At 71.2% G+C, this 22,434-nt stretch carries 17 protein-coding genes; 8 read left to right on the top strand and 9 right to left on the bottom strand.

Annotated elements, in window-relative coordinates:
• The first annotated feature begins 171 nt into the window (after nucleotides 1–171).
• The gene (locus tag ACN27J_RS26450; protein WP_421370344.1) at nucleotides 172–918 is read left to right on the top strand and encodes an SDR family NAD(P)-dependent oxidoreductase; all 747 of its coding nucleotides are present in this window, start codon (nucleotides 172–174) and stop codon (nucleotides 916–918) included.
• 78 nt (nucleotides 919–996) lie between these two features.
• On the opposite strand, the gene ACN27J_RS26455 is transcribed toward ACN27J_RS26450, so the two are convergent.
• The gene (locus ACN27J_RS26455; protein WP_421370346.1) at nucleotides 997–2,538 is read right to left on the bottom strand and encodes a GMC family oxidoreductase; all 1,542 of its coding nucleotides are present in this window, start codon (nucleotides 2,536–2,538) and stop codon (nucleotides 997–999) included.
• Nucleotides 2,539–2,675: 137 nt separating this feature from the next.
• The gene (locus ACN27J_RS26460; protein WP_421370348.1) at nucleotides 2,676–3,440 is read right to left on the bottom strand and encodes a TetR-like C-terminal domain-containing protein; all 765 of its coding nucleotides are present in this window, start codon (nucleotides 3,438–3,440) and stop codon (nucleotides 2,676–2,678) included.
• Nucleotides 3,441–3,556: 116 nt separating this feature from the next.
• Between ACN27J_RS26460 and ACN27J_RS26465 the strand changes: the two genes are divergently transcribed.
• The 3 genes from ACN27J_RS26465 to ACN27J_RS26475 all read left to right on the top strand — a co-directional run bounded on the left by ACN27J_RS26465 (nucleotide 3,557) and on the right by ACN27J_RS26475 (nucleotide 6,253).
• Nucleotides 3,557–4,915, top strand: coding sequence for a carotenoid oxygenase family protein (locus ACN27J_RS26465; protein ID WP_421370350.1), 1,359 nt, complete (start codon nucleotides 3,557–3,559; stop codon nucleotides 4,913–4,915).
• A 95-nt stretch (nucleotides 4,916–5,010) separates the two neighbouring features.
• Complete coding sequence (locus ACN27J_RS26470) at nucleotides 5,011–5,622, top strand: hypothetical protein (protein ID WP_421370352.1); 612 nt, start codon at nucleotides 5,011–5,013, stop codon at nucleotides 5,620–5,622.
• Entirely contained in the window at nucleotides 5,612–6,253 is a 642-nt protein-coding gene (locus tag ACN27J_RS26475) for a copper resistance CopC family protein (protein WP_421370354.1), read from the top strand. The genes ACN27J_RS26470 and ACN27J_RS26475 overlap by 11 nt, the downstream gene beginning before the upstream one ends.
• Nucleotides 6,254–6,361: 108 nt before the next feature.
• On the opposite strand, the gene ACN27J_RS26480 is transcribed toward ACN27J_RS26475, so the two are convergent.
• A complete protein-coding gene (locus tag ACN27J_RS26480) occupies nucleotides 6,362–7,237 on the bottom strand; it encodes an SDR family NAD(P)-dependent oxidoreductase (RefSeq protein ID WP_281551620.1) in 876 nt (291 codons plus the stop codon).
• A gap of 25 nt (nucleotides 7,238–7,262) precedes the next feature.
• The gene (locus ACN27J_RS26485) at nucleotides 7,263–7,862 is read right to left on the bottom strand and encodes a carboxymuconolactone decarboxylase family protein (RefSeq protein ID WP_278174080.1); all 600 of its coding nucleotides are present in this window, start codon (nucleotides 7,860–7,862) and stop codon (nucleotides 7,263–7,265) included.
• 443 nt (nucleotides 7,863–8,305) lie between these two features.
• On the opposite strand from ACN27J_RS26485, the gene ACN27J_RS26490 reads away from it, so the two are divergent.
• Nucleotides 8,306–9,232: a carboxymuconolactone decarboxylase family protein gene (locus ACN27J_RS26490; protein ID WP_421370356.1), complete on the top strand. Its 927-nt coding sequence runs from the start codon at nucleotides 8,306–8,308 to the stop codon at nucleotides 9,230–9,232.
• 451 nt (nucleotides 9,233–9,683) lie between these two features.
• Nucleotides 9,684–10,463: a helix-turn-helix transcriptional regulator gene (locus ACN27J_RS26495; protein WP_421372490.1), complete on the top strand. Its 780-nt coding sequence runs from the start codon at nucleotides 9,684–9,686 to the stop codon at nucleotides 10,461–10,463.
• A gap of 266 nt (nucleotides 10,464–10,729) precedes the next feature.
• On the opposite strand, the gene ACN27J_RS26500 is transcribed toward ACN27J_RS26495, so the two are convergent.
• Together ACN27J_RS26500 and ACN27J_RS26505 are read right to left on the bottom strand one after the other, a co-directional pair.
• Nucleotides 10,730–11,539, bottom strand: a complete 810-nt coding sequence (locus ACN27J_RS26500; RefSeq protein WP_421370358.1) for a maleylpyruvate isomerase family mycothiol-dependent enzyme — start codon at nucleotides 11,537–11,539, stop codon at nucleotides 10,730–10,732.
• Nucleotides 11,540–11,576: 37 nt separating this feature from the next.
• Complete coding sequence (locus tag ACN27J_RS26505; RefSeq protein WP_421370359.1) at nucleotides 11,577–12,647, bottom strand: NAD-dependent epimerase/dehydratase family protein; 1,071 nt, start codon at nucleotides 12,645–12,647, stop codon at nucleotides 11,577–11,579.
• Between the two features lie 328 nt (nucleotides 12,648–12,975).
• Between ACN27J_RS26505 and ACN27J_RS26510 the strand changes: the two genes are divergently transcribed.
• Together ACN27J_RS26510 and ACN27J_RS26515 are read left to right on the top strand one after the other, a co-directional pair.
• A complete protein-coding gene (locus ACN27J_RS26510; RefSeq protein WP_421370361.1) occupies nucleotides 12,976–13,962 on the top strand; it encodes a DUF1702 family protein in 987 nt (328 codons plus the stop codon).
• A complete protein-coding gene (locus ACN27J_RS26515) occupies nucleotides 13,959–15,329 on the top strand; it encodes a cytochrome P450 (protein ID WP_421370363.1) in 1,371 nt (456 codons plus the stop codon). The genes ACN27J_RS26510 and ACN27J_RS26515 overlap by 4 nt, the downstream gene beginning before the upstream one ends.
• Before the next feature lie 198 nt (nucleotides 15,330–15,527).
• On the opposite strand, the gene ACN27J_RS26520 is transcribed toward ACN27J_RS26515, so the two are convergent.
• The 3 genes from ACN27J_RS26520 to ACN27J_RS26530 form a co-directional block, all read right to left on the bottom strand.
• A complete protein-coding gene (locus tag ACN27J_RS26520) occupies nucleotides 15,528–15,989 on the bottom strand; it encodes a flavin reductase family protein (protein WP_421372492.1) in 462 nt (153 codons plus the stop codon).
• 119 nt (nucleotides 15,990–16,108) lie between these two features.
• Nucleotides 16,109–16,594, bottom strand: a complete 486-nt coding sequence (locus ACN27J_RS26525) for an acyl-CoA thioesterase (RefSeq protein WP_421370365.1) — start codon at nucleotides 16,592–16,594, stop codon at nucleotides 16,109–16,111.
• A 3-nt stretch (nucleotides 16,595–16,597) separates the two neighbouring features.
• Nucleotides 16,598–22,432 carry an SDR family NAD(P)-dependent oxidoreductase gene (locus tag ACN27J_RS26530; RefSeq protein WP_421370366.1) on the bottom strand — a complete coding sequence of 1,945 codons (5,835 nt, stop codon included), beginning with the start codon at nucleotides 22,430–22,432 and terminating at the stop codon, nucleotides 16,598–16,600.
• Nucleotides 22,433–22,434: the final 2 nt, after the last annotated feature.

A 22,434-nucleotide genomic window follows, 5' to 3' on the forward strand; every position in this document is an offset into this window, starting at 1 on the left:
CGGGCGGGACGGCTCCGGCTTCTGGCGAATCCACGGATTCGCCAGAAGCCGGAGCCGTAGGCCTGTCCCGGCCGTCCCGCGTCGGACCGGCCACCACCCAATGGCCGGTGGCACGTCGGGCCGGAGCAGCCATCCAGCAGCCACCCCATCATTCAACACAGTGGAGGAACCATGAGTGACATGTCTGGCCGGACCACGATCGTGGTCGGGGCGAGCCGGGGCCTGGGCCACGGGGTCGCCACCGCCTTCGCCGACGCCGGTGCGCCGGTGATCGCGGTGGCCCGTACCGCGATGGACTTCCCGGCGCCGGCCAACGGCGCCGGATCGATCCAGCCGGAGATCGCCGACGCCGGTGAAGCCACCGTCCCGGCCACCCTGATCGACCAGTACGAGCCGGAGGCCGTGATCCTGGTCGCCGGAGCCACCCCGCACATGCGCCCGCTGCAGGAGCAGACCTGGGAGACGTTCTCGGTCAACTGGGAGACCGACGTGCGGATCACCTTCCACTGGCTGCGCGAGGTGCTGCTCAAGCCGCTGCGTCCGGGCAGCCGGGTGATCGTGATCAGCAGCGGTGCCGTGCTCGGCGGATCGCCGCTCAGCGGCGGCTACGCCGGCGCGAAGGCGGCTCAGCGCTACATCACCGGCTACGCCCAGGATGAGGCGAAGCGGGCCGGTCTGGACATCACCTTCACCACCGTGCTGCCGAGGTTCGCGCCGATGACCGGGGTGGGCCTGCCCGCCGTACGGGCGTACGCGGCCCGCGCCGGCAAGTCGACCGAGGAGTTCGTCAACCGGATCGGGCCGCCGCTGACCCCGCAGATCGCCGGCGCCGCGCTGCTGGACCTGGTCCGGGCGGACGCCGCGGCGGTCGCGCCGGGCTACGAGCTCACCGGGGCCGGGCTGAAGAAACTGTCCTGACCCCGGACCGACGGTGATGCCCCGCGGGTAGCGTGCTACCCGCGGGGCATGTCGTGTCACCCCGGTCGGTGCCGGCGGTCAGGAGGCCGTCAGCCAGTCGGCGAGCCGCTCGCCGATCATGATCGAGGTCAGGTTGGTGTTGCAGTTGACGATCGACGGCATGACCGAGGCGTCGCCCACGTACAGGTTCTCCGTGCCGTGCACCCGCAGTCGTTCGTCGACGACCGCTTCGGCATCGTCGGCGGTGCCCATCCGGGTGGTGCCGACCGGGTGGTAGCCGCTGTCCAGGCTGAGCCGGACGTAGTGGCCGAGGATGTCGTCGTCGGCGACCATCTCCTCGCCGAGGACGACGAACCGGTCGCCGCGGTCGACGATGCCCGGGGTCTGCATCAGCTGCCAGCAGGTGCGGACCGCGTCGACCAGGATCTTGATGTCCTGCTCGGTGGCGAGGAAGTTCAGGTCGATGTCCGGCGGTGACGTCGGGTCGGCCGAGGCGAGCACCAGCCGTCCCCTCGACTGTGGCCGCTGGTGCACCACCATCACCCCGAAGATCGTCTTCGCCGCGGCCAGCATCTGCAGCTCGGGGAAGAGCGTCAGATCGAAGTGATTGATCATGTAGTACTGCAGGTCGTTGAACTCGTCCGAGCCCGGTGCGGTGGTGCGCACCATGGTCTGCAGGAAGGCGTCCTGCGGGTCGAACGTGCCCTCCTTCGGCACCATGAACGCGCCGGTGCGCGGGTGGTCGATCAGGGTGCCGCCGACCCCGGGACGGTCGAGGAGCACATCGATGCCGAGCCGGCGCAGATCGCTGGCCGGTCCGATGCCCGAGCGCATCAGGATCGCCGGCGAGTTGACCGCTCCGGCGGCCAGCACGATGTTGCGGGCGTGGATCTCCTCGGTGCCGCCGGCCGGGTTGGTGACCTCCACGCCGTGCGCCCGGGTTCCGGTGAACAGCACCCGGTTGACCTGCGCGCCGGAGTAGATGGTCAGGTTCGCCCGGCCGCGGGCCATGCCCAGGTAGCCCATCGCGGTGGAGAACCGGGTACGGGTGTCGTTGCGGTTCGACGGGATGGGACCGACCCCGGTGGCCTCGGGGTGGTTGTGGTCCTCCACGTCGGGGAAGCCGGCCTTGAGGGCGGCTTCGTGAAAGACGTGCTGCACCGGGGCCAGCTCGTCGGGCCGCCACCGGCGGATTGGGATCGGACCGCCCCGACCGTGGTACTCGTTGTCGAAGTCCAGGTCGTTTTCGAGTCGCTTGTAGTACGGCAGGACCTCGTTCCAGGCCCACGCCGGATTGCCCATCGACGCCCATTCGTCGAAGTTGTTCGGCGTGCCACGCAGGGCGATGGTGGCGCCGACCGCAGACGATCCGCCGGTCAGTTTCCCGCGCGGGAAGATGATGCGCCGGCGGTCGGTGATTTCGGCCTTGAAGTGCCAGTCGTACGTGGACATCGACATGGCGCTGCCGTCGAGGATCTCGTCCGGTGTCTCGTCGACGGTGGCGTAGTCCGGACCCGCCTCCAGCAGCAGCACCCTGCGCTGCGGGTCTTCGCTCAGGCGGGCGGCGAGTGCGGCTCCGGCGGACCCGGCTCCGACCACCAGATAATCAAATTCGTTCATCAGCGGCGTCCTTCGGCAGTGTCGAGTTGGCGATCCTGGGCGTTTCCTCGCAGGAGTGGATGCGCATCCATCACAGGACCTTCACGTCCCCCGATGAGCATCACATTTGCCAATTCGCGGTGCTTCTCCGCCGTTGCTCAGGGTGTTACTTCTCCGGTATTGCTCAGGGCGCTGTTTTTCTCGCTCGGTGGTGCCGACGCCGACGCCGACGCCGACGCCGGCGCAGGCGCAGGCGCCGATGCCGATGCCGATGCCGGCCGTGGCGGTCGGCGTCGGCGGGCCCGCGCCAGCGAGATCATGGTGGCTTCGTGCTTGTCGCCGGCGCCCACCATCAGCGAGCGCAACTGGGTCTCGAAGCACAGGTCGGCGTCGTACGGGTCGATCAGGTAGCCGCCGAGTTCGAGGGCGACCAGGCCGTGCAACGCGATCCACATGGTCTGCCCGACGAGCAGCGGGTCGGCCGGCCGGAACCGGCCCTGCTCGGTGGCCCGCGACACGGCGTCGACCAGCGGCTCCAGGGTGTACCGGCCGTGCTGGCGGTCACCCTCGCCGAGGGCGAACCCGCCGAGTGCCGAGCTGCCGAACATGACCAGGTAGAGCTGCGGGTGGTCGAGGGCGTTGGCGCGGTACGCGTAGCCGAGCGCCATCACGTCGGCCACGGCGTCGTTGGTGGCCCGGACGGTCGCCATCCGTCGGTGCAGCCGGGCGAAGCCTTCGTGCACCATCGCCCGGACCAGGTTGTCCATCCCGCCGTAGTAGGTGTAGACGACGGTGGTCGACGTGCCGACCTCGGCGGCCAGCCGGCGGGTGGTCAGCGCCGCCGTGCCGCCTTCGGCCAGCAGCCGCGCGGCTGCTTCGAGCAGGGCGGCGGCCAGCTGCGGATCGACCCGGCGCGGACTCACATTGACATGATCTCACGCCCGGCGTACCGTCGAGACATAACGTTGTTACGTAACTGCGAAACGTAACGCTGGTGCGTAACGATGCCGTCCAGGTCGTACGGCCGGTGGAGGCCCCGATGAGCGTCGTCACCCACTCACCCCTGACCCCCGCGACCGTCCGCCGGGACAACCGGCGACCCGTCGCCTACGAGACGACCGGGAGCGAGACCGACCTCGTCGTCACCGGCCGGCTGCCCGCCGAACTCGACGGCTGCCTGGTCCGGATCGGCCCCAACCCGACCCGGCCCGACCCGCGGGCACACCCGCTGGTCGGCGACGGCATGGTGCACGGCGTGCGACTGCGGCACGGCCGGGCGCTGTGGTACCGCAACCGGTGGGTACGCAGCGACAGCGTCGCCCGTACCCGCGGTGAACTCCCCATCCCCGGTCCCCGGCACGGGCTGAGTGACAACGCCAACGCCAACGTGATCCGGCACGCCGGCCGTACCCTCGCGCTCGGCGAAGCCGGCGTCCTGCCGATCGAGCTCGACGGCGAGCTCGACTCGGTGGCCCGGACGGACTTCGACGCGACCCTGCCGCACGGCTTCACCGCGCACGCCGAGACCGACCCGGTCACCGGGGAGCTGTTCGCCGTCGCCTACTACCACGACCTGCCCTACGTCGAACACCTGGTCGTCGGTGTGGACGGCCGGGTACGGCGCAGCACCCGGATCGAGGTGGTCGGCACCCCGCTGATGCACTCGGTCGCCCTGACCGACCGGCACACCGTGCTGTTCGACCTGCCGGTCGCCTTCGACCCGGCCCTGGCCCACGCCGGATCCCGGTTCCCGTACGCCTGGTCCGCCGGTCGGCCGGCCCGGATCGGCCTGCTGCCCCGAGCCGCCGCCGGGCCGGACGTGCGCTGGTTCGAGGTCGATCCGTGCTACGTCTTCCACCCGGTGAACGCCTACGAGACCGCCGACCGGTGCGTGATCGACGTCGTACGGCACGAGCGGGTCTTCGACCGGGACCGCCGGGCGCCCGGCGAGTGCGCCCCGACGCTGTGGCGCTGGACCCTCGATCTGACCAGCGCGTCCGTGACGGCCGAACAGCTCGACGACATTCCGCAGGAGTTCCCGCGCATCGACGACCGGCGCAAGACCACCCCCTACCGGTACGCGTACACGGTGGCCATGCAGGACGGTGCCGGCGCACTGGGCGGCTCGGCGCTACTGCGGCACGATCTGGACCGTCGGGACGTGGCGGTGCACGACTTCGGGCCGCACCGGGAGGCGGGGGAGGCTGTCTTCGTGCCGCGCGGCCCGGTCGGCGCGGAGGACGACGGCTGGCTACTCACCTTTGTGTACGACGGTCGGGTCGACCGCAGCAGCCTGGTGGTGCTCGACGCCGCCGACTTCACCGGCGAGCCGGTGGCCGTGGTGCACCTGCCGGTGCGGGTGCCCAGCGGCTTCCACGCCAACTGGCTCGCCGGCTGATTCAGCGAACAGGGCAATTTCCGCTATCCACGATGTCATATTGCCGGCTAGCTTCGCCACAGGATGTCATGCCTGTCTCACGGAAGGTATGTAAAATGGCCCATTCCGCCGCCCACCCCACCCCCCACCCCGCCCGTTCCGGGTCTACCGGCCTGCTGGCCCGGCTCAACGGCGCACACCACAAGCTGGCCCTGAACAGTTTCCTCGTCGTGGTGCTCGCGCACTGGGCCGAGCACCTGGTCCAGGCGTACCAGATCTGGGTGCTCGGCAACCCCCGGCCGCAGGCCCGTGGTGTGCTCGGCCAGTGGTTCCCCTGGCTGGTCAGTTCCGAGTGGCTGCACTACGGGTACGCGATCGTGATGCTCGTCTTCCTGTTCCTGCTCCGCCCCGGGTTCACCGGGCGGGCCCGGACCTGGTGGACGATCGCACTGGCCATCCAGTTCTGGCACCACATCGAACATCTGCTGCTGCTGATTCAGGCGCAGACCGGCACCATCTTCTTCGGTCAGCCGGTGGTGACCAGTGTGGTGCAGCTGATCGTGCCCCGCGTCGAGCTGCACCTGTTCTACAACTCGGTGGTCTTCATCCCGATGGTGGTCGCCATGTACCTGCACCTGCGCCCGAACGAGCGGGAGCGGGAGCAGATGAGCTGCAGCTGCGCCGGCCATCGGTCGGGAGTCCGACCGCTCGCCCCCCATGCGGCCTGACCCCCGCCCAGGCGTACCAGCCGGCACCTTCGGGCTGACGAGCATCGTCGCGGCGGCCGCCGTGGTGGCGGTGGCCGCGGTGGCCGGCGTCGCCGTGGTCGCCGCGGTGCTGCTGGCCACTCCTGGCAGCGCCCGTGCCGACGACGGCAGGCTGCTCCTGGCGGACCCACCGGTCGACGCGGCGCTCAGCGTCGCGCCGACCGGCGTGACCCTGTCCTTCACCGACACCGTGCAGCCGGAACTGTCCCACGTCGAGGTGTTCGACGGGGCCGGCGACGAGGTCACCGACGGCGACTACCGGCAGGTCGCGCCAGACCGGGTGCACCAGCCGGTGCAGATCGGTGCCGACGGTGACTACACGGTCGCGTACCACGTGACCTTTCCCGACGGTTCGGACGTGACAGACGTCTACCGGTTCAGCGTTGGCACCGGCGTGCCGCCGGCCGCGCTGGACGCCGCGACTCGCGAGGCCCGTACGGACGCGGTATCCGAACACGCGCACGAGATCGACGGATTCAGCGCGACCCTGCTGGTCATCGACGGGCTGGTGCTGTTCGTGGTGATCGCGCTGCTGTGGCTGCGCCCGCGCGACGGCCGGCCGACGTCACTGCGCTACCGCGATCCTGACTGACCGATCAGGCAGCGGGCGGAGCGCGCCGTCCGTCGCCGTGCCAGACCGACTGATCGGCGCCGGTGGGTCCGCCCGCCGGCGCCGATCAGTCGTTGGTCAGGGTCAGGGTCAGGGGATAGGGAAGAACGCGCGGACGAACCGGTCCCAGTTGCGGTCACCGATCGTCGCCCGCATCCGGGTCAGCAGCCGGGCGGGTATCCCGAGCCGGTACCGGACGCGCGGGTTGGGGTGGGTGACCGCGGTCTCGATGACCTTGGCGACATGCTCGGCGCGGACCGCCATCTTGCCGCGCAGCGGCGGGTTGTCGCTGAGCCGGTACGCCTGGTGCCACTGTACGAAGTAGTCCCAGAAGTCCTTGTACAGCGCCGGATTGCCGTGCGACTGCATGCCAAGGTCGGCGACGCTGTCCGGGACGAAGCCACCGAGGATCGGCGACGGCTCGATCAGCACCACCTTGATGTCGAACCGGGCCACCTCGTGCCGCAGCGAGTCGCCGATCGCCTCCAACGCGTGCTTGGTGGCCTGGTAGTAGCCCCGACCCGGCGTCGCGAACAGCCCGAAGATCGACGACATCAGCACCACCCGGCCGCCGCCCTGCTCCCGCATCCCGGGCAGGACCATCTGGGTGAGCCGGCACAGACCGAAGACGTTCGTCTCGAACTGGGCCCGCACCTCGTCCATCGGGGTCTCCCCGATGGTGCCGTTGAGGCTGTACGCCGCGTTGTTGATCAACGTACCGACCGCGCCGTGCTCATCGGTGATCCGTTTGACCGCGGCGGCCATCGACTCCTCGTCGGTGACGTCGAGATGCATCACGGTGATGCCCTCGGCGGCCAGATCGGCCAGCGCGTCGACGTTGCGGCCGGTGGCGTAGACCGGCCAGCCGGCCCGGTGCAGGCGCAGCGCGGCCGCCTTGCCCGAGCCGGACGACATGCCGGTGCCCGACGACGCACCGGTCAGCAGGATCGCGCGGGATCGTGTCACGACCGGACTCCTTTCCGACCGGAGGTCACTCGTCGCCCTGTCGGGCGATCCGGCTGCGGTCGGTCGACGTACCCAACCCGGTCGCGTCGACCAGCCGGTTGATGAAGGCGAACAGGCTGGCGCAGAAGACCGCCTCGAGCATCTCGGCGTCGCTCCAACCGGCGGCGGCGGCCCGTTCCCAGTCGGCGTCGGTGATCTTGTACGCGCCGGTGCTGACCTTCTCGACCAGCTTCATCAGCGGCCGGGTCCGCTCGTCGACCGGCAGTTCCTCCGCGGTCGAGGCGGTCGAGACGGCCTCGACCAGCTCCTCGCTGCCGCCGAACTCGCTGAGGAACCAGCTGTGCGTGCCCACACAGTACGGGCAGCCGTTCAGCTTGGACGTCCAGGCCGAGATCAACTCTTTGAGGTCGCGGGGCAGGGTGTCGCCCTTGAAGATCCCCCCGTAGCCAGCGACAACCACCTCGAGCAGCCGGGGATTGGTCGAGGTGAGCCGGAACATGTCCGGCACGAACGGCAGCCCGGTGACCGCCTTGATCTGCTCGTAGAGTTCGGCGGTGCGGCCTTCGGCGTGCTCCTCGTCAATCAGCGGGACCCGGATTCCCGGCTGCTTTGTCGTCGTTTCCATTGAGCGTTCTCCTCAGTGGGTGAGCGGGTGCCGGGCCTGCCCGTGCGTCAACTCTCCACACCAGACCCGAACCGGGGACGACACCTGCCGTGCCAGCCGCGACGGTGGCGCACGGCGGAGCAGGCAGCACCTGTGGCAACGGTCGACAGGCATTTTGGTCGCCTCATGATGGCACGTGTGGCAGGGCGCCGTGCTCTCCCAGATTGCCTAGTCGGGGCACCATTTTGAAGACCGGCGAAAGAGGGGCGCGATCTCCGATAGCTCTGGCTACGTGGCAGTATCAACCGATAGCCTGTCACCAATCAATTGGAACGGATGAGGTCATGATGCCGGGAAGTCTGATGCGTCCGGTGCTGAGCGGCCTGGGGCTGACTCAGATTCGCTACGTCTCCGCAGTGCGGCGAGGAAGGGCGAGTGGTCTCGTATCTCAGGTGTACCGACAGATGGAAGGCGACTTCGGGGTGCTCGCGCCGCCGGTGGCCCTGCACGCTGCGGCGCCCGAGATGCTCGCCGCGGCGTGGCTGGTGCTGCGCGAGACGTTGATCGTGCCCGGGCTGGCGTCCCGGGCGGCCAAGGAGGCGGTGGCCACCGCCGTTTCGGCCGGTAACGCCTGCCCGTACTGCGCGATGATCCACAACAGTGCGCTCACCGTGCTCGGTCCGGGCCGGCGCGACCAGCCCGCGACGAATGACCCGGAACTGGACGTCGTCGTCGAGTGGGTGATGTCGGTGGATAATCCGGGCAAGCCGGTCGATCCCCAGTTTCCGGCCGAGCAGTTCGCCGACCTGGCCGGTGTGGCGGTGCTGTTGCACTACCTCAACCGGATGGTGAACGTGTTCCTCCGTGACGTACCGCTACCGCCCGGGGTGCCGGAGTTCACGCTGCCGCCGGTGCTGTGGATACTCGGTCGGCAGATGGCCGCGGCTGCCCGTCAGGCGCACGTACCCGGTGCCGCCCTCGGGCTGTTGCCCGCCGCCGATCTGCCCGCCGACCTGTCCTGGGCGGCCGGCAACGACACCGTCGCCCAGGCGTACGCCCGGGCCTGCGCCGTGATCGACGACGCCGGCGCCCGCGCGCTGCCGGCGAACATCCGCGCCCTGGTGTCGGACAACCTTGCCCGGTGGCACGGCGGGCCACGCGGGATCAGCCGGGTCTGGGTCGAGGAGCTGATCGCGCCGTTGCCCGCCGACCAGCGGCCGGTGGCCCGGTTGGCGCTGCTGGTCGCCTTCGCCTCGTACCAGGTGGATCCCGCCGTCATCGAGCGCTGCCGACAGGTCGGCACCAGCGACCGTACGCTGGTCGAACTCTCCTCCTGGGCGGCGATGGCGGCGGCCCGCCGGGTGGGCAATTTGCTCCCGATGCGGGGGTAGGCGACATTCCGTTCGGACAGAAAGGGCATCGCCGAGTAATGCGGGTATCCGCTACGGATGGTGATCGACGCTCGGCCATTGATAGAGCAAGAACGTCGAAATTTGGCTGCACTTATTGTTCTCGATTTATGGTAGGGTCTTAACTCATCCAGACCGGTCAGGGCCTAGATGGTGGAGCGTTGTTCGACACTTTCCTGCCTCCCGTGAGCCGTCGCGCAGCCAAGCAGCGTGTTGGTGATTACCCTCAGTGCATCACTACCGTCGCCCCCAGCCAGGGTGGTGGCGGCACGGCGGTGCGCCTGAGCTGGGACAATAGGTCTGTGTCGATGCTCCCGGAATCTGTAGTGGGTGACCAGCGCGCGAGCGCACTGTTCGAGAGGCGACCTCGTCGTCTACAGCCGAATGGAGTTGATCCGCAGTGCCTAACGCCGTCGAACGGGCTATTGCCATCATGTGGGACCGCTACCACGAGCCACTCTCACTCGACGCTATGGCCGATTCTGCCTTTCTGAGTCGTTTCTACTTTTCTAGATTGTTTCGGTCCAAGACGGGCACGTCGCCCGGCCGCTTCCTGACCGCGATCCGGCTGTACAAGGCGAAACACCTGCTGCTGGAGACCGACATGAGCGTGACCGACATCGCCTACGCCGTCGGCTACAACAGCCTGGGTACCTTCATCAGCCGGTTCACCCGCAGCGTCGGCATCTCACCGGCACGCTACCGGTGGCTCGCCGAGCACGGCATCCCACAGCTGTCCCAGCCCCGGTCGGCCGGCAGCCGGCGAGCCGCCACGATCAGCGGAAAGGTCGTGCTGCCGCCGATCGACGTCCCGGTCAAGGTCTACGTCGGAGTGTTCGACAGCCCGATCGTGCAAGGGCTGCCCGCAGCCTGCGACATCCTCGAGGCGTCCGGCGACTACCTGCTCACCGATGTTCCGGAAGGCGAATGGTACCTGCGGGCCGCCGCGATCGCGCTGGACGACATCAGCGCCCGCCCGTCGACCCGACGTCCGCTCGCGGTCGGCGCGCACGAGCCGCTGTCGGTGACGGTCGGCACCGATCTCACCGTCGACCTGGAGCTGCACGCCACCGGCGTCTTCGACCTGCCCATCCTGATCGCACTGCCCGAACTCGACGGACACGTGACCGGATCTCGGGGCCGTCGGTCCCGCAGCCGTGACGAACGGCGCGTCGCCGGTCGGACCCGGGTGGTCGGCGCGATCCGATCGTGACCCGAGGGCCTGCCCTCGCCCGGCCGGTGGCACCTGCTGCCGGCCGGGCGACCGAGCGACGTCGATACATGTGCTCCCCGACCGCCGGGGGCGAGGGATCCTCAACGACGCCTCCGGTAAGTGCTTCCGAAGACGTGATGCCGCAGGTGCATCAATATGCACCTGCGGCATCAAGCTCAGTCAGGTACCTCGACCCGGCGAGGTGACACTGCGTCCACCGGCCGAGGCAACCGCCCCGGGCCAGGCAGCGACGTCGGGCGGTGACGTCAGCGGCCGGGGACGACGAACGGTCCCCAGGTGAACGCCGCGATCCACGGTGCCGGGTCGGCGCTCCAGCGCAGCGCGCGGATCCGTTCCTCAGTCAACCGGCCGGACATCGCCTGGTAGACGTCGTGCCAGGAACCGGCGACGGTGGCCGCGAGCGCACCCTCGCCGATCGGCCACTGGCCGAGGTCGGTCTCCACCCGCAGGGCCGGCAGGCTGCGGTTGCGGGTCGACAGCGAAAGCCCTTTCGCCAGGATGCCCATCGCCACCGGCAGCGCCGGGTGCTCCGGCGCCGGCGGATCCACCCCGAGCGCCTGGCGCAGATCCAGCTCGTGGGTGAACGCGTCCATCACGAGGATGCCCCGCCGGACGGAGAACGGCTCGCCGAGGAACTGCTCGACCGGCCCGCTCAACCGCGTCCAGTCGTCGAGAAGCTCGCCGATCCCGCCAGCCGGCAGCGGTGCGGTCGCGCGGTCCGCCGGCAGCAGCGAGAACTGGATGCCGGCCGGCGGCGGACCGCCGCCGGTGCCTTCCGCCGCCGCCTCACCCGAGACGATCCGCTCATGCACCCGGGCACAGACCTGGACCAGGTGGCTGGCCAGGTCTGCGATGCTCCAGTCCGGGCAGCCGGGTACGGCTGCGGCCAGGTCCGGCGAACCGGCGGTGAGCAGCTCGGCCACGTTCCGGCGGACCTGCCGGTACCCGGCCGCGGCCGGTCCGGCCGGGGTCGGTCCGGCCGGGGTCGGTCCGGCGGGATCCGGTCCGGCGCCCGAGGCATCCGACTCGGCGCGGACGGAGTCGCTTACGGACATGCTTGCCTCCCTGGTACGGCCGTGTCGCCACGGCGGATCACTGTCGGTCGGGCAATGGCTGTCCGGCCGGGTCGGTCGACGCCCGCCCGGCCTGTTCGGCAGAAAGCCGCCCGGTCCGGTGCAGCCAGCGCACCGTGTCGGCGACCGTCCGGTCGAACGGGCGGGCGGGCGGTCCGATCAACGGCGCGTCCTGCGGCGGGTGGGCCGCGCAGGCGCAGACGTAGCAGGCTCCGTACTCGGCCGGGATGTGCCACGGCCAGACCCGTTGCACCAGGTCGGTGAGCCGGGCGAACGGCAACATCGCCCGAGCCGGCAGGAACACCGTCGGCAGCCGTCGCCCGGTCACCGCGCGGACGGTGGCCACGTAGTCGCGGGTGCTGACGTACCGGCCCGGCCCGAAGTGCCGGTCCAGGCCGTCGCTCGGCGCGGTGAGCAGCGCCGCGTGCAGGGCGGCGGTGTCGCGGACGTCGCCGACCGGGAAACCGCCGGTCGGCCAGACCGGCATCATGCCGCGCAGCACGTACCGCAGCCGGGCGGTCTGGTCGCCGATCTTCGGGTCGTCCGGACCGAGCAGCGCCGGCGGATAGCTGATCACCACCGGCGCGCCCTGCTCCTGGTGCTGGCGGGCGATCCGTTCCGCCGCCGCCTTGCTGGCCAGGTAGGTCTCGCTGGCGGTGCCGACCGGTGAGCGCGGGCCGAGCGGCGAGCGCGCGCCGAGCGGCGAGCCGCCTGCCGGCAGTAGAGCGCCCACTGTGGACACGTACACCGTACGGGCCACCTCCAGGTCACGCGCCGCCGCCAGCACCAGTTCGGTGCCGCGTACGTTGGTCCGCCGGGTAGCGGCGTGCCGCCGGCTGTCGAACGAGTAGACCGAGGCGGCGTGCACCACCGCGTCGGTGCCCCGGACCGCCCGGTCGACCGCGGCCGGGTCGGTGACGTCACCAACCACCACGTCGACCGCCGTGTCGGGCACTCCCAGCGGTGCCACCGCCCGGACCACCCCGGCGGCGTCGCGGGCCAGTACCCGGACCTGGTGGCCGGCGGCCAGCGTGGCCGCGACCGTGTGCGCGCCGACGAATCCGGTGCCGCCGGTGACCAGGACCAACATCGGTCTCCTCCATTTCTGGAATCCACCCATGCGCCATGGTCGGATATCGTGCGCCGACCGGGCCGATAACGGCACCTGGGCAAAACAAATCTCCCGTACCGGCGTGGAGTGCCCGCACAGGTCGTCGCTCGGTGTGTCGTACAACAATTTCGTTGGTGTCGGTCCGGTCCGATCGTGCCCCGGCGAGCGACGGTGGTCTTCTCTCATCGTGCCGTTGTTGACGCTACTTAGCCGCAGGTCACAGGGCAATCGGGAAGTGGCGCCCGCACTGCCGCGCCGGCACGATCAATGATGATGCTTGTCTGATCTGGATGAATGGGAGCGATAGGTGACCGGAATCATCCGAGGACTCCGGCAACGGGTCCTGACCCCTGACATTTCGCAGACCCGGGTATCCGTTCGCGGCTTCCACGACAAAGGGCCGGAAGCAGTTGAGGTCCTGGAATCCGTCGGTGCCGCGTTCCTCGCCGGGCTCTCCTCGGCCGCCGGCGCCCGGCGGGTCACCGACGTCGACACCGACCTCGCTCCGTTGCCGACCCGCTTCCAGGGGTTCGCCTACGAGGGCGCGGCGATGGGCTTCGCCCTGGTCGACGCGATCACCCCGGGGAAACCCCGGCGCAGCGCCGAGTTCCTCGCCGGGACCGGCGACCGGCACGTCTACATGGCGTACGTCGGCATCGGCTGGGCGATGGCCCGGCTGCCCCGGTTCCTCTGGGGCCGGGCCAGCGCCGCCGCCACCGACCCGTTGCTGCGCTGGCTGGTGCTCGACGGGTACGGCTTCCACCAGGCGTACTTCCACACCGCCGAGTACGTCGTCAACCGGCGGACGGTACGCGGCTTCCCCTGGCCGGCGGAAGGCCCGACGTGGTACGCCGACCGCGTCGTGGACCAGGGCATCGGCCGGGCCATCTGGTTCGTCGCCGGCTCCGACCCGACACGCGCCGCGGACCTGATCGACGCGTTCCCGGTCGCCCGGCACCAGGACCTGTACAGCGGTGCCGGCCTGGCCGCTACGTACGCCGGTGGCGCCACCGAGGCGGAGCTCGCCCTCTTCCTGCGCCGCTCCGGTGACCATGCCCCGTTCGTCGCCCAGGCGAGCGCGTTCGCGGCCCAGGCCCGGATCCGTGCCGGGCTGCTGACGCCGCACACCGAGCTGGCCACCGAGGTGTTCTGCCGGACCAGCGCGGTCGAAGCGGCCAAGATCACCGACGAGGAGATCCCGCCCGTCGCGGCGGAGTCCGACCTGCCGGCGTACGAGGTGTGGCGGTGCGCCGTCGCCGCACGCTTCCGCGCCGACGTCGGGGCGCAACCGTGACCGCGCTCGCCGACCAACCCAGCCGGTTGCGTCCCCCCGGGCCGTCACCCTGGTCGGCACCGGCCCTCCTGGCCCGGATGGCCCGCAACCGGCTGGACGTGATGCGGTCGGTGGCGGCCCGCTACGGCGACGCCGTCCGGCTGCCACTGGGGCCGAAGACGCTGTACTTCTTCAACCACCCCGACCACGCCAAGCACGTGCTCGCCGAGAACCCGGGCAACTACCACAAGGGGATCGGGCTGGTCCACGCCCGCCGTACCCTCGGCGACGGCCTGCTCACCAGCGAGGGTGAGCTGTGGCGCAAACAGCGCAAGACGATCCAGCCGGTGTTCCAGGCCCGGCGCATCGCCCGGCAGGCCGGCGCGATCGCCGAGGAGGCGGTCGGTCTGGCCGACCGGCTGCACACCATGGTCGGCCGCGACGAACCGGTCGACATCCGGCACGAGATGACCGACCTGACCCTCGGGGTGCTGGGGCGGACCCTGCTCGACACCGACCTGGGTGAGTTCGGCGGCATCGGCGACGCGTTCGAAGCCGTCCAGGACCAGGCCATCTTCGAGATGATGTCGCTGGGCGCGGTGCCGACCTGGGTGCCGTTGCCCCGGCAGCGGCGGTTTCGCCGGGCCCGCGCCGAGCTGCAGGACGTCGTTGATCAGCTGGTCGCCCGGCGCCGGGCGGCCGGCGGCATCGCCGAACGCGACGACGTGGTGTCCCGGCTGATCGGATCGACCAGCGAGGAGACCGATCCGCAGGTCGCCCGGCAGCGGATGCGCGACGAGCTGGTGACCCTGCTGCTGGCCGGCCACGAGACCACCGCCAGCACCCTGACCTGGGCGTTCCATCTGCTCGACCGACACCACGACGTCTGGGAGCGGGTGCATGCCGAAGCGGTCGAGGTGCTCGGCGACCGGACACCGGTCTACGAGGATCTGCACCGGCTGCGGTACACCGCGATGGTCGTCGACGAGGTGATGCGGCTCTACCCACCGGTCTGGCTGCTGCCCCGGATCGCCCAGGGCGACGACGTGGTGGGCGGCTACCACGTGCCGGCCGGTGCTGACCTGGTGCTCTGCCCGTACACCTTGCACCGGCATCCGGAGTTCTGGCCGCATCCGGACCGGTTCGACCCGGACCGGTTCGATCCCGACCGCGGCACCGACCGGCCCCGGTACGCGTACATCCCGTTCGGTGCCGGTCCGCGCTTCTGCGTCGGTAACAACCTGGGGCTGATGGAGGCGGTGTTCGTGATCGCCTGCGTGGCGCGCCGGCTGCGGATGTCGGTGCAGCCCGGCTACCGCCTGGTCCCCGAACCGATGCTGACCCTGCGGGTCCGGGGCGGCCTGCCGATGCGGGTCCACGAGGCCTGACCGGTCCCCCACCTTACGCAGCCGGCGCTCGCACCTGCGAGCGCCGGCTGCGTCGTGTCCGGCCGGCGACGGGCACCCGATCTCCGGTGTGGACCCGGGCCGCAACGAAGAACGAGGTCGCATCGAAGGACCGGGCGGCAACGAAGGACCGGGCGGTCCCGCTGTGCGCGGGACCGCCCGGTCGGGTGGCGGGTCGGGTCAGCCTCGGCCGGCGACCTCGACGAACCGGCCACCGTGGAACAGCAGCGCGTCGCGGCCGTCACCGCGGCCGGTGCCCAGCACCGAGCCGAGGAAGATGGAGTGGTCGCCGCCGTCGTAGACGGCGGCCAGCTTGCACTCCACCCAGGCCAGGCTGCCGGAGATGATCGGGGCGCCGGTGTGCCGCCCCGCCCAGTGGTCGACCGTCTCGAACTCCCGTTCGTCGCGCGGCCGCGACGAGCTGGCGAAGTAGCGGGCCAGCCCTTCCTGGTCGGCGCCCAGGATCGACACCGCGAAGGTGCCCTGGGCCAGGACCGTGGCGTGCAGCACCGCGGTGCGCTTGACACACACCAGCACCAACGCCGGCTCCAGCGACACCGAGGAGAACGCGTTCGCGGTCATCCCGTGCGGCAGGTCGGTCCCGGACGTCACCAGGGTGACGCCGGTGGCGAACATACCCATCACGGTGCGCAGCTCGGCGTGGTCACCCTTGCCCGTACCGTTGGATCCGGCCGCCCTGCCCGTACCGTTGGAACCGGCCGTTGCGACGCCCGGCACGGTCTGCTTGTCGGTAGCCACGGTCAGCCCTCCCTGACGTCTTCGAGCACCCGGCGCTGCCCGTTGCCGTTACCGTTGCCACCGGCGACGGCGTAGTGCGACAGCGCGATCCGCAGCGGATCCGGCACCCGGGCCGGGCGGGTGTCGGTGTTCGGCCCGCGCATACACGCGATCCGCTGCCGGCCGCGGGCGACCAGCTCCTCGAAGCCGTCCCGCAGCCGGACGTAGTCGAACGCGAAGCCGATCTGGGTCTGGGTCAGATCCTCCAACCGCATCCGGATCGACAGTTCGTCGAAGGCGCTGATCTCGGCGAAGAACTCACACTCGCACTTGAGGGTGAACAGCTTGAGATCGTCGCGGATGTCGGCCAGCACCTCCGGCGCGCGGTCCCGGAGGAACATCTCCCGGCACCGGCCCTGCCAGCGCAGATAGTTGACGTAGTAGACGTTGCCCACCAGGTTGGTTTCCTCGAAACCCACCAGGTGCCGGTACTCGTAGTAGGACTCCATGACTCACCTGCCTCCGTCGGCGGACATCGCGAAGACCACCGGGTCGTCGACGCCCTGCAGCGCGGTGGTGAAGGTGACGATCCGGGTGGTTCCGGACCGCAACGCCACCCAGCCGGCCGGTGCGTTCGGCTCGGCGGCCAGGTCGACCCGCGCGTGGCCGTTCTTGCGCAGACACTCGATGGCGCCCCACACCCGGGTCGCCGACACCGACAACTCTTCGCCGTGCTCCCGGGCGACCAGCCTGGCCAGCGCCAGGTTCTCCGCGCCGAGCAGGTCGGCCCACTCCTCGTCGGTGCGGCCGGCGGCCACCTCGACGTCGCAGCCGACCGCCGCCGGGCCGGTGACCGCCACGGTCACCCCGGCGCCGTGCGACGCCGAGATCTGCGGCCCGCCGGTGACCTCCGGTTTTCCGTCCGGGCGGTAGCGCACCTGCGTGTCGCCGCCCAGCGCCCAGCTGACCGCCTTGCGGGTCTGCTCCCGCCGGTCGGCCACCTCGGTCGCCTGCGGGTCGTCCGGGCGGACCACCACCCGCAGGTCGGTCGGCAGGAACGCGCCGACCCGCCGCTCCAGGTAGGGCCCGACCAGCGCCGGCAGCCACGGACCGGAACCGTCCAGTTTGCGTACGGCGTGCAGCCGCAACCCCACCCACCGCTCGACGAGGTTGCCGTCCGGGTCACAGACGTCCACGTCGTACAGGTAGGTGTCGCCCTCCCGGGACCGCTCCAGCGCGTGGATGGTGACGGCGTCCAGGGTGGCGGCGACCTTCGCGTCGGCCAGGTGCAGCCGTTCGATCGCCCCCGGCAGCAGCGTGGCGTCCGGTACGCAGCACTGCAGGGCGTGCATCACCGTGTCCCGGGTGCCGGGGTCGCCGAGCACCAGCTCACCCGGCCGGAACCGGGCGAACCACGGCGCCACCGACCGGTTCGACACCCGCGCCACGCAGCTGGTGGCGGCCAGATCCAGATAGCCCTGCAGCCGCTGGAACCGCGACCCCTGGAACAGCACCGGCCCGTACAGCTCGTTGGCCGGGTCGATGGGCAGCAGCTCGGTGGCTGCGGGCGCCGGCCGTACCTCGGGACGGGCCGGCAGGTCGTAGCGCAGCCGGGCCCGGAAGTGGTCGGCCGCGAACCCGGTGTCGCTGCTGCGGACCACCGCGTCGACGGCACCGTCCGGCGCGGCGAGCACCGCGATCCGGATGGTGTTGCTGCCGTCCGGCGGTACCACGATCGGCCGGAGCAGTTCGACGTTCTCCAGCACCGGCGTCTCGATCCGCCCGGTCAGCGCCCGCGCCGCCTGGGCCATCGCCTCCATGCCGAGCACCGCCGGTAGCAGCAGGTCCCCGTCGAGCAGGTGGTCCGGCAGGTAGAGGTCGTCGTCGGCGGTCAGGTCGGCGTCGACGATCAGCTCGACGCCCGGGTAGTGCACCTGCGGCCGGTCGACGAAGCGCAGCAGCGGCAGCTCCCGCCGCTCCATGGTGACCGTCGGCAGCCCGTCGGAGCGGCTCATCACCACCATCGCCTGCGGCGCGGACGGGCTGGCCAGCACCTCCTTGAGGATCGCGATGCCGTCCTCGACCGGGATCGGGGCGATGCCGTCGCGGGTCAGCGACTCCAGCACCCCGAGCCGTTCACCCATACCGGCACCCGACCACACCGACCACTCCAGGGCGAGGCAGCGGATGTGCGGGTGGTCCTCGCCGACCTTGCGGGTCAGATCGGTCATCCAGTCGTTGGCGGTGGCATAGTGCGCCTCACCGCGCAGCCCGGCCCGACCGATGATGCTGCCGAAGGTGATCAGCAGCCGCAGCGCCTGCGGGTCGGTAGCGGCGAGCACCGCGTCCAGGCCGTCGATCTTCGGAGCCAGGGTACGGCGGAAAGCGGCCTCGTCGAGCGCGGCCAACGGTGTCGGTTCGTTGCGTCCGGCGCCGTGCAGCACCCCGGTGACCTGGCCGAGCGCCTGCTCGACGGCGTTCACCGCCGCCTTCACCTGGTCCACCGCGGTGATGTCGGCCCGGGCGTAGTGGAACCGGACACCAGCGGCCCGCAACCGGTCCAGGTTGGCGGCCAGTTCGGCGTCGTCGGCCGGGTCGGAGCGGCCGAGCAGACCGACGGCGGTGCCGGTGTCCCGGCCCAGCGCCAACGCGCACTCGGCGGTGATGCCCTTGCCTCCGCCGGTGACCAGCAGCACGTCGTCCGGGCCGATCCCGGCGCCGCCGTTGGGCGGCAGCTGGATCGGCCGCAGCACCGGCTCGTACCGCTCACCGGTGGCGTCGTAGTGGACCTCGCTGAACCCGGTCGTCGCACCGACGTCGGCGACGAGCCGGCGCACCACCTCGTCACGGTCCGCTGGATCGTCCCCGTCTGTCGGGTGCTCCGGCAACGGCAGCAGCACCACCGTGGTGTCGATCTCCGGATGCTCCTGGTGCAGCGTCTTGGCCAGACCGGCGGCGGACCGCCGGTCACCGACCGCGACGAACCGGACCGGCCCGCCGGCGGACAGCGCCGCGCGGGCGGCCCGCAGCAGCACCGGGACGTGCTCAGGCTGACCGTCGCGGGGCAGACAGAGCAGCACCCCGTCGCCCACTCCGGCCGTCCGTAGCGCCGCCGCCAGCGGCTCGGCGAACGGATTGTGGCCGGCGGTGAAGACCTGCCAGTCACCGTCGACACCCGACCCGGCGGACGGGGCAGGCGAGGTCGGCACCAGGTCCACGGCGAACGCCCGGACCCAGGGGGCCACTCCGGCGACGACCGGCTCCGCGTCGTCGCCGGCCGGTGCGGCACCGGCGGCGTCGTCGAGGATCTGCGCGATCTCGGCCACCGTCGCGGTGGCGTAGCTGGAGGTCAGCGTCGGCGCCGGAACGTCGAGCTCGCGGGCCGCCTGGTTGACGATCTGGCCCACGGTGATCGAGCTCAGATGCAGCTCGTCAAGGGGCCGGCTGTCCGGGCGTACCGCCTCCAGCGGCAGCTCGGCCCGTTCGGCGGCGAGCCGACGGAGCACCTCGAGACTGTCGGCACCGGAGCGCCCCGCCGCCTGGTCCCGGGAGCCGTTCGCGGATCCCGGGGCGTGATCGGCCGGCTCGGCTCCGGCCTGCCGGGCGACGGCGAAGTCGCCGGCCGGGGCCGACTCGGCCGGGCTGACGAGGAAGCGCAGCGGCCGACCGGGTTCCAGCGGTCGGGTGAACCGGCCCTGAAACAACGCATCGTGGTCGATCGCAGCGCCCAGCGCGTACGCGGCCCCGACGGCGTTGAGCAGCCCGGACAGCGACAGGCTGTCGGTTTCCAGCGAGATCGTCGGCACGTCCGGGGCGATCTCGCCGGCCAGGCCCCGCAGGATCCGGCCCGGACCGACCTCCAGCAGCAGGTCACTGCTCTGCGCCAGCCGGCTCACCGCCTGGGTGAACCGCACCGGGTCGAGCACCTGCCGGCGCAGCAGGTCGACGACGTCGGTGTCGGCCGGCAGCGGCTCACCGGTGACGGTGGAGACCATCGACCTGGCCAGCGGGGTGAACGACTGACCGGCCAGGTGCTCGCCGAACGCCACCGCGGCCGGGGCGACCGCCTCGGAGTGGAAGGCGTGCGACACGGCGATCCGGGTCCAGAACAGGCCCTGCCGTTCGGCTCGGGCACCGACCTCCTCGACCGCGGCGACCGGGCCGGAGACCACGGTCTGCTGCGGACTGTTGTAGCCGGCGATCACCGCCGCCGTACCGGCCAGCAGCGGCTGCACCACCTCGGGCGCGGCGGAGATGCTGGCCATGGTGCCGTCACCGGCGCTGGCGTCGGCCATGATCCGGCCCCGGGCGGCGGCCGTGGCCAGCAGCGTCGGCTCGTCCATCGCCCCGGCCCAGTGCAGCGCGGTCAGTTCACCGAGGCTGTGTCCGGCGGCACCGGTGGCCTCGATGCCCACCATGGACAGCACCCGCAGACCGGCGACCGATCCGGTGACGATCCGTGGCTGGGCGACCGCCGTGGCCACCAGGTCGGTGCCGGCCGGCGGCTGGTACGTCCGGTACAGCGCGTCGACGTCGGCGAACCGGCGACGCAGTGCGCCACCGTCGGCCCGCCGGCCGGCACCCTGCCCGGGGAACAGGTACCCGATGCGCGGGTTGCCGCCGGCGGCGCCGAGGAACACGCCGTCGGTGGCGTCGATCACCGTACGCTGGCCGGCGGCGACCGCCTCTGCCAGCCGGCTGAGCCGGGCGGCGGCCTGCTCCGGGGAGCCGGCGACCACCGCGGCCCGGACCGGCTGGCCGGCCAGCTGCCCGGCCAGCGCGGCGGCCAGGTCGCCGAGCTCGGCGTAGGACAGCCGGGCCACCCACGGGGCCAGCCCGGCGAGCCGTTCGCCGAGCTCCTGTGGGCTCCGGGCGTCGAACAGCAGCAGTTCGGTGTCCTGCCGGGACCGCACCAGCGCCGTCGTCGCGGTGCCGACCCGGGTCCGCCGACTGGTCTCGGCGGTCTCCACCACCACGTGGGCGTTGATCCCGCCGAAGCCCATCGACGAGACCGCGGCCCGGATCGGCTTGTCCGCCGGCCACAGCTCGGCGCTGTCCGGCACCCGCAGCGCGGGCTGCTCGACGTCGAGTTCCGGGTGGGTCTCGACGTGCCCGGTGGCCGGCGGGATCACCTGCTGGCGGACCGCCAGGATCGCCTTGAGCAGGCCGGCCACCCCGGCGGCGGCCTTGGTGTGGCCGAAGTTGCCCTTGACCGTACTGATCGCGGCCGGCTCGGCCTCCGGCGCCGCCTCCCGGCGGGCCTCGGTGAACGCGCGCAACTCGGTGGCGTCGCCGACGGCCGTCCCGGTGCCGTGCCCCTCCAGGTAGGCGACCGAGTCGATGCCGAAGCCGGCCCGCTGGTACGCCCGCCGGATGGCCAGCCGGTGGCCGCTGGCCTCCGGCCGGGTGATGCCGCCCTTGCCGTCGGAGGAGTAGCCCCAGCCGGCGATGACCGCGTGCCGACGCAGACCCCGGGCGACGGCGTCCTCGTCGCGCATCAGCACCAGCATGCCGCAGCCCTCACCGGGCCAGAAGCCGTTGGAGTTGCGGTCGTACACCCGCATCTCGGCGGTGGCCAGCGCGCCGGTTTTGGCGAACCCGATCACCTCGAACGGGTCGATGCTCAGGTCCACCCCGCCGGCGACCGCCGCGTCCAGTTCGCCGTTGCTCAGCGCGTTGCAGGCGGTGGCCACCGACAGCAGCGACGACGAGCAGGCACCGTCGACGGTGTACCCGCCGCCCTTGAAGTCGAAGTGGTTGCAGATCCGCCCGGCGATGGTGTTGGCCAGCCCACCGGCGAGGGTGTCCTCGTCGATCGGCGGGAACGGCGCCTTGTAGCGCGGCTCTAGGTCGTCCAGGAAGGCGGTCACCGCGGTGTCGTCCCAGCCCTGCTCGCGCAGGGCTGCGCCGACCGTGCGTCGCACGTACGGCCAGCGCAGCCGCAGCAGGTTCGCCCGGCTGAACTCACCGGTCAGGGTGTTGCCGATGACCACGCCGGTGCTGGCCGCCGGCAGCCCTTCACCGTCGGCGAAGCCGGCGTCGGCCAGCGCCCGGGCGACGGTGTCCAGCGCCAGCCAGTGGGTCATGTCGGTGGACCGGAACGTGCTGCCGGCGATCCGGTACTTGACCCGGTCGAACTCGAACCCCTCCAGCACCGCCGCCTTGGCCGAGTAGAACCGGTCCGGAGCGGCCGGGTCGGGGGAGTAGTAGTCCTCGTGGTTCATCCGCTCGTCCGGCAGCCGGCGGAAGGCCCGGCGGCCGGTGAGTACGTTCTCCCACAGTTGGTTGGGGGAGTCGGCGTCGGGATACCGGCAGGCGATCCCGACCACCGCGATACGGTCAGTCATCA

Origin of the sequence: Solwaraspora sp. WMMB762 (assembly GCF_049179115.1) — a bacterium.
Classification (GTDB): Bacteria; Actinomycetota; Actinomycetes; order Mycobacteriales; family Micromonosporaceae; genus Micromonospora_E.

Bases quoted from the DNA above. Each gene is read 5' to 3' on its own strand.
- ACN27J_RS26505 (WP_421370359.1), bottom strand. From the start codon at position 12,647: ATGTTGGTCCTGGTCACCGGCGGCACCGGATTCGTCGGCGCGCACACG.
- ACN27J_RS26475 (WP_421370354.1), top strand. From the start codon at position 5,612: ATGCGGCCTGACCCCCGCCCAGGCGTACCAGCCGGCACCTTCGGGCTG.
- ACN27J_RS26455 (WP_421370346.1), bottom strand. From the start codon at position 2,538: ATGAACGAATTTGATTATCTGGTGGTCGGAGCCGGGTCCGCCGGAGCC.
- ACN27J_RS26520 (WP_421372492.1), bottom strand. From the start codon at position 15,989: ATGGGTATGTTCGCCACCGGCGTCACCCTGGTGACGTCCGGGACCGAC.
- ACN27J_RS26530 (WP_421370366.1), bottom strand. From the start codon at position 22,432: ATGACTGACCGTATCGCGGTGGTCGGGATCGCCTGCCGGTATCCCGAC.
- ACN27J_RS26450 (WP_421370344.1), top strand. From the start codon at position 172: ATGAGTGACATGTCTGGCCGGACCACGATCGTGGTCGGGGCGAGCCGG.
- ACN27J_RS26465 (WP_421370350.1), top strand. From the start codon at position 3,557: ATGAGCGTCGTCACCCACTCACCCCTGACCCCCGCGACCGTCCGCCGG.
- ACN27J_RS26485 (WP_278174080.1), bottom strand. From the start codon at position 7,862: ATGGAAACGACGACAAAGCAGCCGGGAATCCGGGTCCCGCTGATTGAC.
- ACN27J_RS26495 (WP_421372490.1), top strand. From the start codon at position 9,684: ATGTGGGACCGCTACCACGAGCCACTCTCACTCGACGCTATGGCCGAT.
- ACN27J_RS26490 (WP_421370356.1), top strand. From the start codon at position 8,306: ATGGAAGGCGACTTCGGGGTGCTCGCGCCGCCGGTGGCCCTGCACGCT.
- ACN27J_RS26470 (WP_421370352.1), top strand. From the start codon at position 5,011: ATGGCCCATTCCGCCGCCCACCCCACCCCCCACCCCGCCCGTTCCGGG.
- ACN27J_RS26525 (WP_421370365.1), bottom strand. From the start codon at position 16,594: ATGGAGTCCTACTACGAGTACCGGCACCTGGTGGGTTTCGAGGAAACC.
- ACN27J_RS26500 (WP_421370358.1), bottom strand. From the start codon at position 11,539: ATGTCCGTAAGCGACTCCGTCCGCGCCGAGTCGGATGCCTCGGGCGCC.